We start from the raw sequence: 17,266 nt of genomic DNA, 5'->3' as shown, positions 1-17,266 counted from the left end.
CGAGTGACCGCTCGCCCGCGCCCCTCTACGCTCGCCGCATGAGCACCTCGACCGCAGCCGTCACCACGCCCCTCGGCGGGCCGTCCCTCCCGCAGGAGCGCCGCCTCGAGACCGCGATCCCCGGGCCCCGCTCGCAGGAGCTCCTTTCGCGCAAGGCCGAGGCCGTCGCCGCGGGCGTCGGGCACACCGTCCCTATCGCGGCCGTCGCCGCCGGCGGTGGCGTCGTGGTCGACGCCGACGGCAACTCGCTCATCGACCTCGGTTCGGGTATCGCCGTCACGACGGTGGGTGTCGCGCACCCGAAGGTCGTCGAGGCGATCGCGGCCCAGGCCGCGCAGCTGACGCACACCTGCTTCATGATCTCGCCGTACGAGTCGTACGTGGAGGTGGCGGAGAACCTCAACCGGCTCACCCCCGGCGACCACGCGAAGAAGAGCGCCCTGTTCAATTCCGGCGCCGAGGCGGTCGAGAACGCCGTCAAGATCGCCCGCAAGTTCACCGGCAAGCAGGCCGTCGTCGCCTTCGACCACGCCTACCACGGTCGCACCAACCTCACGATGGCCCTGACCGCCAAGTCGATGCCCTACAAGAGCGGCTTCGGCCCGTTCGCCTCCGAGATCTACCGCGTGCCCGGTTCGTACCCGCTCCGCGACGGACTGTCGGGGGCGGATGCCGCGGCCCGCGCGATCTCGATGATCGAGAAGCAGGTCGGTGCCGACAACCTGGCCGCCATCATCATCGAGCCCATCCAGGGTGAGGGCGGCTTCGTCGTCCCCGCCGACGGGTTCCTGCCGGCTGTCGTCGACTGGTGCCGCGAGAACGGCGTCGTCTTCATCGCCGATGAGGTGCAGTCGGGCTTCGCCCGCACCGGCGCGATGTTCGCGAGCGAGCACTTCGGCATCGTTCCGGACCTGATCACCACGGCCAAGGGCATCGCTGGGGGAATGCCCTTGGCCGCGGTCACGGGACGCGCCGACATCATGGACGCGACGCACACCGGCGGCCTCGGCGGCACGTACGGCGGAAACCCCGTCGCATGCGCGGCCGCGCTCGCCGCGATGGACGCATTCGAGAACGACGGTCTCATCGAGCGCGCGCAGCGGATCGAGGCGCTGCTGACGGCTCGGCTCGGCGCGATGGCGGCATCCGACCCCCGCATCGCCGAGGTGCGTGGGCTCGGCGCCATGATCGCGATCGAGTTCGTCGACCCGACGACCGGAGGGCCGGACGGTGCGCTCACGTCCGCGGTCGCGAAGGCCTGTATCGCCGAAGGGGTCATCGTGCTCACGTGCGGCACCTACGGCAACGTGATCCGCTTCCTGCCCCCGCTGTCGATCAGCGACGACCTGCTGACCGAGGGCCTCGACGTCCTCGCGCAGGCGCTGAAGACGGTCTGAGTATGGCGGGGTCCGACAACTGGTCGCAGCCGGTCTCTCCCGAGACGTCGGCGGGGCTCGGCGCGGTGACGCAGGCGCGCTCCAACAAGCTGCGCTCGCGTCACGTGACGATGATCACCCTCGGCGGGATCATCGGGGCGAGCCTGTTCGTCGGGTCCGGAAACGTGATCCGCGAGGTCGGACCGGCCGCGATCGTGTCGTACCTCATCGGCGGTCTGCTCGTCTTCTTCGCGATGCGGATGCTCGGCGAGATGGCGGCGTCGCGCCCCGCCATCGGGTCTTTCATGGAGTACGCGCGCGTCGGGCTCGGTGACTGGGCTGCCTATCTCGTCGGCTGGCTGTACTGGTACTTCTGGGTCGGCGTGCTCGCCTATGAGGCCGTGCTCGGCGGCGAGACCTTGCACACCTGGCTCCCCGCGCTGCCGTCGTGGGCGTGGTCGCTGATCCTCATCGCGATCTTCGTGGGCACGAACGTCATCTCGGTGCGGACCTTCGGCGAGGTGGAGTTCTGGCTCGCCAGCATCAAGGTGCTCGCGATCGTCGTCTTCCTGGGCGCCGGCATCCTCTTCGCCCTCGGGCTCTGGCCGGATGCGACGTTCGCCGTGCCGAACCTCTGGGAGCACGGCGGGTTCGCCCCCAACGGCATCGGCGTCGCCTTCACCGGCGTCGCGCTCGTGATCTTCTCGTACTTCGGCACCGAGATCGCCGTCATGGCCTCGGCCGAATCGGTCGACCCGGCCAAGGGCATCCGGCAGGCGACGAGCACGATCATCTGGCGCATCCTGCTGTTCTTCGTGGGGTCGGTCCTCGTCATCGTCACCGTCGTCCCCTGGGACGAACTGCCCGTGCCGACCGATGTCGCCAACGCGCCCTTCACGATCGCGCTGTCGCGCTTCGGCATCCCGTTCGCCGACGTGATCATGCAGCTCGTCATCTTCACGGCCGTCATCTCGGTGCTGAACTCCGGGCTGTACTCGGCCTCGCGCATGTTCGCCGCGCTCGCCGACAAGGGGTTCGCCCCGAAGGTCGTCGCCCGCCGCTCCCGCACCGGGGTGCCGGTGTTCGCCCTGCTCGCCTCGACGATCGGCGGGCTCATCGCGACGCTCGTGAACTTCCTCGCCCCCAGCTCGGGCATCTTCGACTTCATCATGAACTCGGCGGGCCTCGTCGCCCTCTTCGTCTACGTCTTCATCGCGCTCACGCAGATGCGGCTGCGCCAGAAGATGACGCCCGACGAGGTCGCGAAGCTGAAGCTCAAGGTGTGGCTGCACCCGTGGCTCAACATCCTCCTCATCGCGGCCATCGCCGCCGTCGTGGCCATCATGTTGACGTCGGAGTCCGGGCGTGCGCAGGTGTGGACGAGCCTCATCGCGACCGCCGTGCTGCTCGTGTTCTGGCCGCTCGTGCGGCGCAACCTCCATCGCCGGCCCGACCACGCGCCGACGACCAGCTCTCTGACGAAGGAGTCGTGAATGACCGAGATCACCCGTGACGTCGTGATCGTGGGAGCCGGTGCCGCCGGCCTCACCGCCGCGAACGAGCTGCGCAAGGCCGGTCTGTCGGTCGCCGTCCTCGAGGCGCGCGAGCGCGTCGGCGGTCGCTTGTGGACCGACGTCGTCGACGGCGCGATGCTCGAGCTCGGCGGCCAGTGGGTCTCGCCCGACCAGGACGCCCTCATCGAGACGGTCGCCGAACTGGGTCTCGAGACCTTCAGCCGCTACCGCGATGGCGACAGCGTCTACGTCGGGCCCGACGGCACCGTGTCGCGTTTCACGGGCGAGATGTTCCCCGTGAGCCCCGAGACCGAGCGGACGATCGACGAGATCACCCGCCGGCTCGACGCGATGGTCGCCGAGATCGACCCCGACCGTCCCTACGCGCACCCGAAGGCCGCCGAGTGGGACACGATCACGTGGGACGCGTGGCTCCGCCAGCAGACCGACGACGACGAGGCGGTCCGCAACCTCGCCTTCGCGACCGGGTCGGCGATGCTCACGAAGCCGACGCACGCCTTCTCGCTGCTGCAGTCCCTGCTCATGGCCGCGAGCGCCGGCAGCTACTCGCACCTCGTCGACGCGGACTTCATCCTCGACAAGCGCGTCGTGGGCGGCCTGCAGCAGGTGCCGGTGCTCCTGGCGGAGCGCCTCGGCGACGACGTCTTCCTGAACCGTCCGGTGCGCACGCTCGAATGGTCGGATGCCGGGGTCACGGCGCACGCCGAGGGCCTCACCGTCCGGGCGCGCAGCGCGATCCTCGCCCTCGCGCCGGTGCTGTACCACCGGATCTCGTTCGAGCCGCCGATGCCGCGTCTGCAGCACCAGATGCACCAGCACCTGTCGATGGGGTTCGTCATCAAGGTGCACGCCGTCTACGAGACGCCGTTCTGGCGCGAGAAGGGCCTGTCGGGCACCGCCTTCAGCCCCTACGAGATCTGCCACGAGGCCTACGACAACACGAACCACGAGGACCCGCGCGGTACGCTCGTCGGCTTCGTGTCGGACCGCAACGCCGACGACATGTTCCGCCTGTCCGCCGAGGAGCGCAAGGAACGCATCCTCGAGTCGCTGTCGCACTACTACGGCCCCGAGGCGAAGGACCCGGTCGTCTACTACGAGAGCGACTGGGGCACCGAGGAGTGGACCCGCGGCGCCTACGCGGCGAGCTTCGACATGGGCGGCCTGCACCGCTACGGCGCGGATGTGCGCACGCCCGTCGGGCCCATCCACTTCGCCTGCAGCGACATCGCGGGCGCCGGCTACCAGCACGTCGACGGCGCGATCCGCATGGGTCGTCTGGCCGCCCGGAACATCCTCGCGGACGGCCGGGCATGAGCGGCCGGATCGTCGTCGGGTACACCGCGACGAAGGCAGGCCGCGACGCGGTGGCCGTCGCGGGCGGACTCGCCGCGGCATCCGGTGCCGAGCTCGACATCGTCCTGGTCCTGCCGGGGGAGGGGCGCAGCGTCATCACCCCTCCCGACGCGTCGTACGACCGCTACCTGCTCGGCCAGGCCGAGTCCTGGCTCGCCGAGGCGGCCGCGGATGTGCCGAACGGCGTGGTCCACCGCGAGCACGCCCGCTACGCCGAGTCGTTCGCCGAGGGTCTCGTCGAGGCCGCCGACGAGTTCGGCGCCTCGCACCTCGTGGTGGGCGCCGCCGACGGCGGCTCGCGGGGCCGTCACCGGCTGGGCTCCACGACGAGCCAGCTGCTCCACTCCTCCGACGTTCCGGTTGTGCTCGTGCCGCGCGGTGCGCGCAAGCGGGTGACGGATGCCGGTGTTCCGCGCCTGACCGTCGCGGTCGGCACGCGTGCCGGTGCCGACGTCCTCCTCGAGGAGGCCGTCGCGCTCGCGTCGGCGACGGGGGCGTCGCTGCGCCTCGTCTCGCTCGTGACGGTCGACCTGCCCGCCTCGGTCGACACGGGGGTCATCCGCCTCGCCGGAGCCGCCCATGCCGAGAAGGTCCTCGACGACGTCCTGACGGCCATCCCCGAGGGTGTCCGCGCCGACATCGTGACCGCGAAGGGCGACAGCATCGAGGATGCCGTGGCCCACCTCGACTGGCTGCCGGGCGAGATGATCCTCGTCGGCTCGAGCCGCCTCGCGCAGCCGCGGCGCCTCTTCCTGGGATCGGTCGCGGCGAAGCTGCTGAGCGAGATCCCGGTGCCGATGGTCGTCGTGCCCCGCACCCGCACCCCCGAACAGTCCCGCTGATCCGAAGGAGCTCGACGATGAGCCAGCACGCCGCAGAGAAGATCCCCGGCGCGAAAGACGCCGCGATCTCCGCCAAGGGCCTCAGCGCCGGAACGGTGGGCCTGGTCGGCGCCGTCGTGATCGGTGTCTCGACGATCGCCCCCGCCTATACGCTCACCGCCTCCCTGGGACCCACGGTCTCGGCGGTGGGCGTGCAGGTGCCCGCCGTGATCCTCGTCGGGTTCATCCCGATGCTGCTCGTCGCCCTGGGCTACCGCGAGCTGAACCGGGTCATGCCCGACTCCGGAACGAGCTTCACGTGGGGTGTCCGCGCCTTCGGCCCGTGGATCGGATGGATGACGGGCTGGGGCCTGATCGCGGCGACCGTCATCGTGCTGTCGAACCTCGCCGGCATCGCCGTCGAGTTCCTCTTCCTGCTGATCGCGCAGATCAGCGGCAACGAGGGCATCGCCGAGCTCGCCTTCAACCCGTTCATCAATGTCGGGGTGTGTCTGCTGTTCCTCCTGGGCGCGACGCTCGTGTCCTACCGCGACATGCAGACCACGCAGAAGTTCCAGTACGTGCTCGTCGGTTTCCAGGTCATCGTGCTGGTCCTCTTTGCCGTCGCGGCCTTCGTGAAGAGCTTCAGCGGGGACGGCATCGACCACCTCGCCTTCGACTGGTCGTGGGTCAACCCGTTCGAGGTGTCGAGCTTCAGCGCCTTCGCCGCGGGCATCTCGCTGTCGATCTTCATCTTCTGGGGCTGGGACGTCGTCCTGACGATGAACGAGGAGACGAAGGACCCCGACCGCACGCCCGGACGCGCCGCGATGGTGACCGTCGTGGTCGTGATGGCGCTCTACCTCGCCCTGTCCGTCAGTCTGATGATGTTCGCCGGCGTCGGGACCGGGGAACTCGGCCTCGGCAACGAGGACATCTCGGCGAACGTCTTCTTCGCGCTCTCGGGCCCCGTGCTCGGACCGTTGGCCTTCCTCGTCTCGCTGGCCGTGCTCTCGAGCTCGGCGGCATCCCTCCAGTCCACCGCGGTGGGACCGGCCCGGACGCTGCTGGCGATGGGGCACTACGGCGCGTTGCCGCGTCGGTTCGCCGCCGTCAGCCCGCGGTTCTTCACGCCCGGCTTCGCGACGATCGTGTCCTCCGTCGTCGCCGCGGTGTTCTACGCGGTCATGCGGCTGCTCAGCGAGAACGTCCTCACCGACACGATCCTGTCGCTCGGGATGATGATCTGCTTCTACTACGGGCTCACCGCCTTCGCGTGCGTCTGGTACTTCCGCAAGCAGTGGTTCGATTCCGTCCGGTCGTTCCTGTTCACGTTCCTCTCGCCGCTCGTCGGCGGGGTGATCCTCGCCGTCATCTTCGTCACGACCCTCGTCGACTCGATGGACCCGGCCTACGGGTCCGGCTCCGAGGTGTTCGGCGTCGGCCTCGTGTTCATCCTCGGGATGCTGATCATCGTCGTCGGGATCGTCACCATGATCTGCCAGTCCGTCCGCCGTCCGGCGTTCTTCCGCGGGCAGACGCTCGCGATGGACGCACCCCCCAGTGCGCGGAAGCTGCGCGCAGAAAGCGAGAACAACCGATGACCTCCCGCGAGTCCGACCTCCTCGCCCAGATCCCGAACCAGCTCTTCATCGGAGGCCGGTGGGTGGATGCCGAGGGGGGCACGACCCTCGACGTGTTCGACCCGTCGACGGGGGAGGTGATCCGGCGGATCGCCGACGCCTCGCCGGCCGACGGCATCCGGGCCCTCGACGCGGCCGTCGCAGCGCAGGAGGCGTGGGCGGCGACCGCGCCCAGGGAGCGGAGCGACATCCTCCGCCGTGCGTTCGACCTCGTGCAGGCCCGTAAGGAGGACCTCGCCCTCCTCATGACGCTCGAAATGGGCAAGCCCCTCGCCGAGTCCCGAGGAGAGGTGGCCTACGGCGGCGAGTTCCTGCGCTGGTTCAGCGAGGAGGCGGTGCGCATCTCGGGCCGCTACGGCATGAACCCCGAGGGCACGGGGCGCATGGTCGTCTCGCAACGCCCCGTCGGTCCGTCCTTCTTCATCACCCCGTGGAACTTCCCGCTCGCGATGGCGACCCGCAAGATCGCCCCCGCGCTCGCCGCGGGCTGCACGGTAGTGGTGAAGCCCGCTGAGCTGACGCCGCTGACAACCCTGTTCTTCGCGCAGCTGCTCGCCGAGGCCGGCGTCCCCGAGGGCGTCGTCAACGTCATCACGACCTCGTCCTCGAGCGCGGTGTCGGGTCCGATCATCTCGGACCCGCGGCTGCGGAAGCTCTCCTTCACGGGGTCCACGCCCGTCGGTCAGAAGCTCATCGCCCAGGCGGCCGAGGGCGTCCTGCGCGTCTCGATGGAGCTCGGCGGCAACGCGCCGTTCGTCGTCTTCGAGGACGCCGACCTCGACAAGGCCGTCGACGGCGCGATGCTCGCCAAGTTCCGCAACATCGGACAGGCCTGCACGGCGGCCAACCGCTTCATCGTGCACGAGTCGGTCGCGGCCGAGTTCTCGCAGCGCGTCGCCGACCGCGTGCGCGCCATGAACGTGGGCCGCGGCACCGAGGACGGCGTGCAGATCGGTCCGCTCATCGACGACCGCGCGGTCGCGAAGGCGCAGGAGCTCGTCGGCGACGCCGTCGAACGGGGCGCCCGCATCCTGGCCGGCGGCAACGCCCTCGAAGGTCCCGGAACCTTCTACGAGCCGACGGTCGTCGAGGGTGTCGTCCCCGGCAGCGCGATCCTCCGCGAGGAGATCTTCGGGCCGGTGCTGGCGATCTCCACCTTCTCCGACGAGGACGAGGCCGTGCGCCTGGCCAACGACACCGAGTACGGGCTGGTGTCCTACGTCTTCACGCAGGACCTCGCCCGCGGCCACCGCATGATCGACCGTCTCGAGACGGGCATGATGGGCCTGAACGTCGGCGTCGTGTCCAACGCCGCCGCCCCGTTCGGCGGGGTCAAGCAGTCGGGCATGGGGCGCGAAGGCGGCCTGGAAGGCATCCACGAATACCTGAACGTGAAGTACACCCTGATCCCCGCCTGAGCGGGACGAAGAGGAGCATCATGAGCGACTACGCCGTCATCGACCCCGCTACGGGGGAGACCCACGCCACGTATCCGACCGCCACCGCCGACGAGGTGGAGCGCGCCCTGGCCACCGCCGACGAGGCCGCCCGCGGGTGGGGGCGCACCTCCGCGCCCGCCGAGCGGGCCGATCTGCTGCGCCGCGCCGCGCAGCTGCACCGCGAGCGCCGGGACGAGCTCGCGAAGATCATCGTCCGCGAGATGGGCAAGCAGATCGACGGGGCGCTCGGCGAGGTCGACTTCGCCGCCGACATCACCGAGTACTACGCCGACCACATCGAGGAGATCACCGCGGACGCGCCCGTCCCGATCGACGGCGACGGCACCGCCGTCATCCGCAAGGCGCCCCTGGGCGTGCTGCTGGGGGTCATGCCGTGGAACTTCCCCTACTACCAGGTGGCCCGTTTCGCGGCCCCGAACCTGGCGGTCGGAAACACGATCCTCCTCAAGCACGCGCCGCAGTGCCCCGAGTCCGCAGCGGCGATCGAGGCGATCTACCGCGACGCGGGCTTCCCCGAGGGCGCGTACACGAACGTCTACCTGACGAACGGGCAGGCCGCCGACGTCATCGCCGACCCGCGGGTGCAGGGCGCCTCGGTGACGGGTTCCGAGCGTGCCGGCGCGGCGGTCGCCGAGGTCGCCGGGCGCAACCTCAAGAAGGTCGCCCTCGAGCTCGGCGGGTCCGACCCGTTCATCGTGCTGTCGGCCGACGACATCGACGCGGTCGCGCAGGCGGCGGTCGACGCGCGCCTCGACAACACCGGGCAGTCCTGCAACGGCGCGAAGCGGTTCATCGTCGTCGACGGACTCTACGACGCGTTCCTCGAGGCATTCACCGCCAAGATGGCCGCGGCGAGCGTCGGCGACCCGTGGAGCTCCGACACGGTCCTCGGCCCGCTGTCCTCGGTCGCGGCCGCTGAGCGTCTCGAGAAGCAGATCCGGGATGCCGCGGCCCAGGGCGCCACGATCGTCACCGGCGGCACCCGCGACGGTGCCTTCTTCACCCCGACCGTCCTCACGGGCGTCACCCCCGAGATGGACGTCTACCGCGAGGAGCTGTTCGGTCCGGCGGGCGTCGTCTACCGCGTCGCGGACGAGGACGAGGCGGTCCGCGTCGCCAACGACACCCCGTTCGGCCTCGGATCGTACGTGTACACGACCGACCCCGAGCAGGCGAAGCGGGTCGCCGACAGGATCGAGGCGGGCATGGTCTACGTCAACCTCGTGCTCGCCGACGAGCCGGGCCTGCCCTTCGGCGGCATCAAGCGCAGCGGCACCGGTCGCGAGCTGGGGCTCCTGGCGGCCGACGAGTTCGTCAACAAGAAGCTCATCCGCATCGGCTGAACGAACGGTGAGGGGGCGGCATCCGATCGGATGCCGCCCCCTCACCGTTCCCGGTTCAGGCCGAGGTCGTCGCGCGGATCTCCGCCGCCTCGGCGTGACGGCCGAGGCCCTCGTAGACGTCGCCGAGCTCGAGCGCCGCCTGCTGGCGGAGCGGGTCGTTGCCGCCCTCGGTCGCGTGGTCGACGGCTGAGCGGTAGAGCAGGACCGCGTCGGCTGCCCGGTCGACCCCGACGAGCAGCCGGGCTGCCAGCAGCTCCGACCCCGCCCCCGAGCCCGGGTCGCCGGCCTCGGCGAATCCGTCCGCGGCCTGGAGGGCGGTCGCCACGGCCTCCTCCGTGCGCTCGCGGCCGGCCAGCAGGCGCGCGCGCGTGTCGAGCACGTCGGCGACGTACCAGTGCGCCTCGTTGGCCCGGCCGAGCGCCAGCGCCTGGTCGATCACGTCGAAGGCGTCCTCGTCGCCGCGCTGCATCTTGGCCTGCGCGAGCAGGTGCAGCGCCTCGGCGAGCACGCCGACCTGGTCCTCGCGGTCCCCGATCAGGCCGATCGCGGTGTCGAACGCGAGCACGGCGTCGTCGAACTCCCCGAAGTTGCCGAGGTGCCGGCCCTGCTGCACGAGCGCCTGCGCCTGGCCCTCGGCCTCGCCGGCCTCCTCGTACAGGTCGGCCGCGAAGCCCCACGCCCCCACGGCGTTGCCGTAGTCCCGTGCCCCCTCGTAGGCGCGGGCGAGCAGGGCGACGGTGATCGCCCGGGACCCCGCGGGGACCTCGGCGGCGGTCTCCTCCTGCAGCGCCTCGTGGAGGGCATCGAGGGCCTCCTGCGGCATTTCCGAGGCGAGAAGCGCGCGGCCGAGCCGGTAGCGGGTCTCGGCGGTCGGGGCGCCCGCGGACTCGAACCGCTCCGCCGCCGACCGGTACCGACCCGCCGCGAGCGACGCCGAGCCGGCATCCTCGTGCAGGGCTCCGGCGAGCAGGAACGCCTCGCCGACACGCACGTCGTCGGCGCCGAGCGACAGCAGAAGTCGCACCGTCTCGTCGGCGTCGGCGGCGCCGGACTCGAACTCCCCGGCACCGCCCTGCAGACGCGCGCGGGCCGCGAGCACGCGGGCGCGGCGCCCATCGCTCAGCGGCGCGGCCAGGAGCTCGGCCACGACCTCACGCGCCTCGTCGAAGAGCGAAGCGGATGCCGCGGCATCCACCTCCAGCACCTGCGCGCCCTGCGCGCGGACCGCCTCACCCGCCTCGGCGAACAGGCGGGCAGCGGTGCGGGCGTCCTCGCGCGCCTCGGCGAAACCGCCCTCGTACAGCCGCGCGACGCCGAGCGTCTGCAGCAGGTCCGCCCGCACGTCGGTGGGCGCGTCCGCCGCGGCGGCGACCTCGGCGCGCAGCAGGTCGCCCGCCTCGGCGAGGTCCTTGCCGAACAGGACCAGCCCCAGGCGCTCCTCGAGCTCGGCCTGCGCCGCGTGTCCCGCCTCGCGCAGCGCGGCGATCCGCTCGGGCAGGAACGCCTCCGCCTCGTCCAGCCGGTCGGTCGCGACGAGGCCGCCCAGCAGGTGCGACGACAGCGTCACGCGCTCGGCGGGCGCGGCATCCGTCAGCAGCTCGCGCAGCGGGGCGATCGCGGCGGACGATCCGGCCTGCGCGAGCGCGACGGCCCGCGCGAGCCGCTCCTCGCGGGTCACGGCGGGGGCGGGGGTCGCGACGGCCGAGAAGTCGTGCGTGCGGATCGGGACGTCGTACCGCTCGGCGCCGGTCTCGCGCAGTCGCTCGAGGTTCCGGGTGTGGGCGTCGGTGCCGTTGCGGCGGTCGAACGCGGCGGCGATGTCGCCGGCGGCCCGCCAGGCGGTCGCGGCGAGCTCGTCGACGCGCCACGGGCCGTCGTGCGCGCCGAAGACCGGCACGAGCGCGTCGGCGTCGGACCCGCGCACGGTGAGCTCGGGGTGCCCCGCGGCCGCGACGGCGTCGAGAGCAAGCGCGAAGGCGCCGAGGGCGGTCGCGTGCGCGTCGGCGTTGAGACCGTCGTGGACGAGCCAGGGGAGGTGGCGTTCGACGAGGGCGAGGGCGCGGGCCTCGTTGCCGGTGACGGCGCAGAACACAACGTTCTTCGCGACGATTGCGAGGTTGTCGGGGTTGTCCTTCGCGAGCCGGTAGCTGCGCAGGTGCGCCGTCCGGGCGTCGTCGAACATGCCGGCGCGCAGGTAGGGGAGGAGGATGCGCGAGAGGGCGTGCTCGGGCTCCTCGCCGCACGAGAAGCCGTTCTCGATCATCTCGCCGACGAGCCGGATGGCGTCGTCCTCGCGACCGGTCTCGATGAAGAAGCCGGCGAACTGGCTGCGCACGCACGCGTCGCAGTGGCTGTAGTCGTCGCGCGGCGTCGCCTCGAGTCGGCGCTGCAGGTCGGTCGCCTCGTCCAGGCGCCCCGCGGCCCAGGCATCCTCGAAACGGGCCATCAGCACCCCGCTGGGGCCGATGCCGGCGCGCTCGTAGTGCGCCTCCATATCGTCGAGCACCGCCGCGATCTGATCGAGCGAGAACTCCGGCGACCCGCCGAGCGCGCTCGCCATCCACTTGTACTGCCAGAGCAGGTCGCCGGCGGGTTCGACCGTCGCGGGGAAGCCCTCGGGGTCGGCGTCGTGATGGGCGAGGCACCACGCGAAGGAGGTCAGCATGAGGTCGGTGTCGCCGCTCATGTTGGCGCTCGAGGTCTGCCGCAGCCGCGCCTCGTACTCGAGCCGCTCGTCGCCGCTCTCCTGCGCCAGCGCGACCGCCTGCGCGACGAGGGCCTGCTCCTGCGGCCCCCACGGCGTGTTGTCGATCTCATCGAAGAGGGATCGGATGCGGGTGGCGTGACCGGTCATGAGGCTCCTTCTGTCGCGGGCGGAGTGTCGGTGTCGATCGCGCGGTCGACGAGCTCGGACAGCGCCGTCGACATGAGGGCGCGGTCGTCGGGTCCGAGGGGATGGTGCCCGGCGAGCAGCGACTGCACGTAGAGCAGCTGCACACTGAGGTCGAACACGCGGCCCGGTGCGGTCGCCGCGAGCCGGCGGATCATCGGGTTGGTCCAGTTGAGGCAGAGCCGCGCCGCGGGCTCGTCGGCCCCGCGGCCGCCCGAGACGACGCTCGCGGCACGGTCGAGGACGCCGCCCCACAGGGCGCCGCCGGCGCTCCGGGCCCGTCCGCGGTCGAGCGCGCGGAGGACCTCGGCATCGGCCACGAACAGCCCCGGCAGCTCAGGCCGGTCGAAGCTCCGGACGGCCACGTCGACGTCGGTCAGCGCCGCGCGGGCGCGGTCCTCGAGGCCGGTCGCGGCGGCGCGATCGTCGAGCGGGGCGAGATCGAGCCGGTCGATCTCGCCGACGACGTCCACCCGCTCCACCTCGACCTCGGGGAACAGCTCCGGGATGCGGCGGACGAGGTCGGCGTCGTAGAGGTAGCCGCCGTTGACGAGCACCGCGCCCGACGCGGTCATGCTGGCCACCTGCCGGAACTCGTCGACCGTCTCGGCGTAACGCACGACCGGGAACCGGCGGGCCAGCTCTTCGATCCGCAGCCGCCCCGCGGTCGTCTCGACCGAGAGCCAGCGCACGATGAAGCGGGCGAGCTCGTCATCGTGACGGACGAGGGATTTGAGGGCGACCTCGTGGATCGACACGAACTGCGAGAGCCGCACCGGGTCCTGCAGCGCGAGCTCGAGGATCCAGCGCCGGATCGCCTCGCCGATCTCCTGCCGCGTCTGCTCCAGCGCGTCGTCGTCGACGAGGGACTCGCGACTGGCCGTCGGATGCAGCGACCCCGAGTCCACGACGGCGCGCGCGAAGAACGCCCAGGCGGGCAGCAGGTCGTCGGCGCGTTCGGTCAGCAGCATCCGCCGCAGGTAGACGCGGGTGCTCTGCCGTGCGGTGGAGGGAGGGGCGAAGGGCAGGACGAAGGCCACCCCGCGGGTCTGCGTGCCCGGCACATGGAGGGGGATGGCATCGAGCGGCTCCGCACCGATGAGCTCGCGCCCGTAGGCGAGGAGGCGCTCGAGGTCGTCGCCGAGGAACGGCGGAGGCTCGGTGACGGTCGTCTCGCCGCCGCGGGGGAGGTCGACCACGACGGTGTGGGGCAGGTAGCACCCGAACGTCTCGGCGAGGTCGAGGACGGTGCTCGTCTCGAGCAGCGACCGCGTGTCGGCGCGCGGGGTCAGGTGCACGCTCGTCCCGACGGGGAGGTCGCCCGCGTACGGCGACACCGTGAAGGTGCCGTCGGCGTGGCCGGTCCACTCCACGGCGCCGCCCCCCGCGGCGCTGCGCGAACGGATGACGATCGTGTCGCACACCATGAAGCACGACAGCATCCCGATGCCGAACTGGCCGAGGAAGTCGCCACGCGGCAGATCGAAGATGTCGCGCTTCGAGCTGCGTCCCACCGTCGCGAGCAGATCCGCGACCTCGGCCTCGGTGAGCCCGATGCCGTCGTCGCGCAGGACGAACTCGTCCGACGCGGCGCTCACGGGCGTGATCCGGATGCGGCCGCCCCCGCCGTCGAGCGCACGTCGAGCGGCGATCGCGTCGACGGCGTTCTGGAGGAGTTCGCGCAGGAACACGCGGGGGCTCGAGTAGATGTGGCGACTGAGGAGGTCGATGACACCCCGGAGGTCGACCTGGAACTGGTGGGCGGCGGAACTGTCGGTCACCGGGCTCCTCGTGATCGTCCGTGCGCCGGACCCCCTCCGGCACTGCCGCGACAGGACGGCCGGACAAGCCTAGCGAGGCCCATCCGGGAGGGGGGAGGATGCCGCGCGTTCGCCACCCCGCGAGGCATGCCGTATGCTTGTGCGCGCAGTTGTCTGCATTCTTTTGCCGTGCCCATGGGGTCGGCGAGGATGTGGATCCCCGGGTCGCAAGACCTTAGGGCGGTAGCTCAATTGGCAGAGCAGCGGTCTCCAAAACCGCAGGTTGCAGGTTCGATTCCTGTCCGCCCTGCGCGTCAGCGTCAGCTGACTCGAACCGAGCAACAGGTGGGTTGAATGGTCCAGGATGAGCCGAACGGCGAGGTCGTCGCTGCCAGCAGCGGCGCCACCCGTGAGAAGAAGCTCAACTTCTTCCAGCGGATCGCCCTCTTCATCCGTCAGGTGATCGCCGAACTCCGCAAGGTCGTCACGCCGACCCGGCAGGAGCTCGTCAAGTTCACGCTCGTGGTCCTCGGATTCGTCGTCGTCGTGATGGCGGTCGTCTACGGGCTCGACCTGCTCTTCACCTGGGTCACGGACATCGTCTTCGACGTGCCGAGCTGACGAACGGACGACCATCCGTCGCGGTGACGGACGGCATCCCGGACCACGGGATCACCCGCCGACGCGCCGCTGAACATCGAAGCCGAACCTGCAGGGAAGTGAATGACGTGACCGAAAGATATGTCGACGACGCCGACTGGTCGACCGCCGCGGAGCAGTCCAGCGAGGACGACGAGGCCCAGGAGGGCAACGTCCTGGCCGACCAGGAGCGTTCCGCCGAGTCCGCCGAGCACGCCGCCCTGCACATCGAGGACGACGAGTCCTCCGATGACGAGCCCACGGGAGAGGACGCCGTCGTGATCGAAGACCCCGAGGCCGACCGCATCGTGAACGACGCGCTCGAGATCGACCAGGCCGACGAGGCCGAGGCCGCCGCCGAGGTGCTGACCGAGTCGCTCGCCGACGAGGAGGCCGAGCGCGCTGCGGCCGCCGCCGACGAGGTCGCCCCCTACGACGGTCCCGAACTCGGCGACGGCGAGGACGAGGACGAGACCCCCGAGGACCCGTACGAGGCGTTCCGTCAGGAGCTGCGCTCGCTCGAGGGCAAGTGGTACGTCATCCACTCCTACGCCGGCTTCGAGCGCAAGGTGAAGGCGAACATCGAGCAGCGCAAGTCGACGCTCGAGGTCGAGGACGACATCTACCAGGTCGAGGTCCCCATGGAGGACGTCGTCGAGATCAAGAACGGCCAGCGCAAGATGGTCAACCGCGTGCGGATCCCCGGCTACGTGCTGGTCCGCATGGAGCTCAACGAGGACACCTGGTCGGTCGTGCGTCACACGCCCGGTGTCACCGGCTTCGTCGGCAACGCCCACAACCCCACGCCGCTGCGCTTCGAAGAGGCCTTCAACATGCTGAAGCCCCTCGTCGAGGCCAAGGAGGTCGCCCCCGCCAAGGCCGGTGCCGCCAAGGGTTCCGCCACGCAGGCGCGCTCGGTCGTCACCGAGGTCGACTTCGAGATCGGCGAGACGATCACGATCAAGGAGGGTTCGTTCGCGGGCCTGCCCGGATCGATCTCCGAGATCAAGCCCGAGAGCGGCAAGCTCACGGTCCTCGTCTCGCTCTTCGAGCGCGAGACGCCGGTCGAGCTCAGCTTCGACCAGGTCACCAAGCAGTAAGCGCCGCACCGCGCGACGCGAGGGCCCCGCTCCGGCGGGGCCTTCGCCGTACTGCCGGAGGATGCCGGATGCGGTAGACTCATGTGGTTTGTGCGTCGCTTCGTCGCGCGCACGGACACCACCACGACCCGGAACCGCCGGGACCGTGGGAGAACGGGGCATCCGTCCCGCTCGTGAAAGGAAGAGGAATGGCACCGAAGAAGAAGGTGACCGGCCTGATCAAGCTTCAGATCAACGCCGGTGCCGCCAACCCGGCGCCGCCGATCGGCCCCGCGCTCGGTCAGCATGGCGTCAACATCATGGAGTTCTGCAAGGCGTACAACGCCGCGACCGAGTCGCAGCGCGGCAACGTCATCCCCGTCGAGATCACCGTCTACGAGGACCGCAGCTTCACCTTCGTCCTGAAGACCCCGCCCGCCGCGGAGCTCATCAAGAAGGCCGCCGGCGTCGCGAAGGGCTCGAAGACCCCGCACACCGTCAAGGTCGCGAAGCTCACGAAGGACCAGGTCCGTCAGATCGCCGAGACGAAGATGCCCGACCTGAACGCGAACGACATCGAGGCCGCCTCGCTGATCATCGCCGGCACCGCCCGCTCCATGGGCATCACGGTCGAGGACTGAGGGGAAGAACATCATGGCTAAGTCCAAGGCTTACGAAGCAGCAGCGGCGAAGATCGACCGCTCCACGTTCTACTCCTCCGAGGAGGCTGTCGCCCTCGCGAAGGAGACCGGCTCCGCGAAGTTCGACTCGACCGTCGAGGTCGCGCTGAAGCTCGCCGTCGACCCGCGCAAGGCGGACCAGATGGTCCGTGGCACGGTCATCCTGCCCCACGGTACCGGCAAGACCGCCCGCGTCATCGTGTTCGCGACCGGTCCCGCCGCCGAAGCGGCCATCGCCGCGGGTGCGGACGAGGTCGGTGGCGCCGAGCTCATCGAGAAGGTCGCCGGTGGCTACACCGCGTTCGACTCGGCGGTCTCCACCCCCGAGCTCATGGGCCAGGTCGGTCGCCTCGGTAAGGTCCTCGGACCCCGCGGCCTCATGCCGAACCCCAAGACCGGCACCGTGACCCCCAACCCGGCCAAGGCCGTTGAGGAGATCAAGGGCGGAAAGATCGAGTTCCGCGTCGACAAGCACGCCAACGTCCACTTCGTGGTCGGCAAGGCGTCGTTCTCGGCCGAGCAGCTGAACGAGAACTTCACCGCCGCTCTCGAAGAGATCGTGCGTCTGAAGCCCTCGAGCGCGAAGGGCCGCTACATCCAGAAGGGTGCCATCTCGACCACGTTCGGTCCCGGCATCCCGCTGGACGTCAACGCTCTCGTCTGAGATCACTGACCGTACGGGGC

13 protein-coding genes and 1 tRNA gene are annotated in these 17,266 nt (G+C 70.6%); 12 read left to right on the top strand and 2 right to left on the bottom strand.

Annotation, left to right across the window (positions count from 1 at the left end; genetic code table 11):
* The first annotated feature begins 38 nt into the window (after positions 1-38).
* From gabT to Q9S71_RS01480, 7 genes are read left to right on the top strand one after another with little or no spacing between them, the layout of a single operon-like run.
* The gene (gabT, locus tag Q9S71_RS01510; RefSeq protein ID WP_311860131.1) at positions 39-1,397 is read left to right on the top strand and encodes a 4-aminobutyrate--2-oxoglutarate transaminase; all 1,359 of its coding nucleotides are present in this window, start codon (positions 39-41) and stop codon (positions 1,395-1,397) included.
* 2 nt (positions 1,398-1,399) lie between these two features.
* On the top strand, positions 1,400-2,869 hold the full coding sequence (locus Q9S71_RS01505; protein WP_311860130.1) for an amino acid permease: 1,470 nt from the start codon (positions 1,400-1,402) through the stop codon (positions 2,867-2,869).
* Entirely contained in the window at positions 2,870-4,228 is a 1,359-nt protein-coding gene (locus Q9S71_RS01500; protein ID WP_311860129.1) for a flavin monoamine oxidase family protein, read from the top strand. It abuts the gene before it with no gap.
* A complete protein-coding gene (locus tag Q9S71_RS01495; RefSeq protein ID WP_217530784.1) occupies positions 4,225-5,109 on the top strand; it encodes a universal stress protein in 885 nt (294 codons plus the stop codon). Before Q9S71_RS01500 ends, Q9S71_RS01495 begins: the two co-directional genes overlap by 4 nt.
* A gap of 17 nt (positions 5,110-5,126) precedes the next feature.
* The gene (locus Q9S71_RS01490; RefSeq protein WP_311860128.1) at positions 5,127-6,692 is read left to right on the top strand and encodes an APC family permease; all 1,566 of its coding nucleotides are present in this window, start codon (positions 5,127-5,129) and stop codon (positions 6,690-6,692) included.
* The gene (locus Q9S71_RS01485; RefSeq protein WP_311860127.1) at positions 6,689-8,149 is read left to right on the top strand and encodes an NAD-dependent succinate-semialdehyde dehydrogenase; all 1,461 of its coding nucleotides are present in this window, start codon (positions 6,689-6,691) and stop codon (positions 8,147-8,149) included. The genes Q9S71_RS01490 and Q9S71_RS01485 overlap by 4 nt, the downstream gene beginning before the upstream one ends.
* A 20-nt stretch (positions 8,150-8,169) precedes the next feature.
* Positions 8,170-9,534, top strand: coding sequence for an NAD-dependent succinate-semialdehyde dehydrogenase (locus Q9S71_RS01480; protein ID WP_311860126.1), 1,365 nt, complete (start codon positions 8,170-8,172; stop codon positions 9,532-9,534).
* Positions 9,535-9,589: 55 nt separating this feature from the next.
* Here the strand turns inward: Q9S71_RS01480 and Q9S71_RS01475 are convergent, their stop codons facing one another.
* Both Q9S71_RS01475 and Q9S71_RS01470 read right to left on the bottom strand, forming a co-directional pair.
* The gene (locus Q9S71_RS01475; protein ID WP_311860125.1) at positions 9,590-12,388 is read right to left on the bottom strand and encodes a hypothetical protein; all 2,799 of its coding nucleotides are present in this window, start codon (positions 12,386-12,388) and stop codon (positions 9,590-9,592) included.
* Positions 12,385-14,205, bottom strand: coding sequence for an HSP90 family protein (locus tag Q9S71_RS01470; protein ID WP_311860124.1), 1,821 nt, complete (start codon positions 14,203-14,205; stop codon positions 12,385-12,387). Before Q9S71_RS01470 ends, Q9S71_RS01475 begins: the two co-directional genes overlap by 4 nt.
* Before the next feature lie 216 nt (positions 14,206-14,421).
* Between Q9S71_RS01470 and Q9S71_RS01465 the strand changes: the two genes are divergently transcribed.
* From Q9S71_RS01465 to rplA, 5 genes are all read left to right on the top strand, one after another.
* Positions 14,422-14,494: transfer RNA gene (locus Q9S71_RS01465), tRNA-Trp, on the top strand.
* A 44-nt stretch (positions 14,495-14,538) separates the two neighbouring features.
* A complete protein-coding gene (gene secE / locus Q9S71_RS01460) occupies positions 14,539-14,805 on the top strand; it encodes a preprotein translocase subunit SecE (RefSeq protein WP_311860123.1) in 267 nt (88 codons plus the stop codon).
* A gap of 107 nt (positions 14,806-14,912) precedes the next feature.
* Positions 14,913-15,923, top strand: coding sequence for a transcription termination/antitermination protein NusG (gene nusG / locus Q9S71_RS01455; protein ID WP_311860122.1), 1,011 nt, complete (start codon positions 14,913-14,915; stop codon positions 15,921-15,923).
* Between the two features lie 188 nt (positions 15,924-16,111).
* On the top strand, positions 16,112-16,543 hold the full coding sequence (gene rplK / locus Q9S71_RS01450; RefSeq protein WP_064002980.1) for a 50S ribosomal protein L11: 432 nt from the start codon (positions 16,112-16,114) through the stop codon (positions 16,541-16,543).
* A 13-nt stretch (positions 16,544-16,556) separates the two neighbouring features.
* Positions 16,557-17,246, top strand: coding sequence for a 50S ribosomal protein L1 (gene rplA, locus Q9S71_RS01445; protein ID WP_311860121.1), 690 nt, complete (start codon positions 16,557-16,559; stop codon positions 17,244-17,246).
* The last annotated feature ends 20 nt before the right edge of the window (positions 17,247-17,266 follow it).

Source organism: Microbacterium gawkjiense, from assembly GCF_031932225.1.
GTDB lineage: Bacteria > Actinomycetota > Actinomycetes > Actinomycetales > Microbacteriaceae > Microbacterium > Microbacterium gawkjiense.
The sequence above is the reverse complement of the archived record's forward strand: the minus strand, read 5'-3'. Positions and strand labels throughout refer to the sequence as shown.

Coding starts and splice junctions, on each gene's coding strand:
- gabT (WP_311860131.1), top strand. CDS start 39: ATGAGCACCTCGACCGCAGCCGTCACCACGCCCCTCGGCGGGCCGTCC.
- Q9S71_RS01505 (WP_311860130.1), top strand. CDS start 1,400: ATGGCGGGGTCCGACAACTGGTCGCAGCCGGTCTCTCCCGAGACGTCG.
- Q9S71_RS01500 (WP_311860129.1), top strand. CDS start 2,870: ATGACCGAGATCACCCGTGACGTCGTGATCGTGGGAGCCGGTGCCGCC.
- Q9S71_RS01495 (WP_217530784.1), top strand. CDS start 4,225: ATGAGCGGCCGGATCGTCGTCGGGTACACCGCGACGAAGGCAGGCCGC.
- Q9S71_RS01490 (WP_311860128.1), top strand. CDS start 5,127: ATGAGCCAGCACGCCGCAGAGAAGATCCCCGGCGCGAAAGACGCCGCG.
- Q9S71_RS01485 (WP_311860127.1), top strand. CDS start 6,689: ATGACCTCCCGCGAGTCCGACCTCCTCGCCCAGATCCCGAACCAGCTC.
- Q9S71_RS01480 (WP_311860126.1), top strand. CDS start 8,170: ATGAGCGACTACGCCGTCATCGACCCCGCTACGGGGGAGACCCACGCC.
- Q9S71_RS01475 (WP_311860125.1), bottom strand. CDS start 12,388: ATGACCGGTCACGCCACCCGCATCCGATCCCTCTTCGATGAGATCGAC.
- secE (WP_311860123.1), top strand. CDS start 14,539: ATGGTCCAGGATGAGCCGAACGGCGAGGTCGTCGCTGCCAGCAGCGGC.
- rplK (WP_064002980.1), top strand. CDS start 16,112: ATGGCACCGAAGAAGAAGGTGACCGGCCTGATCAAGCTTCAGATCAAC.
- rplA (WP_311860121.1), top strand. CDS start 16,557: ATGGCTAAGTCCAAGGCTTACGAAGCAGCAGCGGCGAAGATCGACCGC.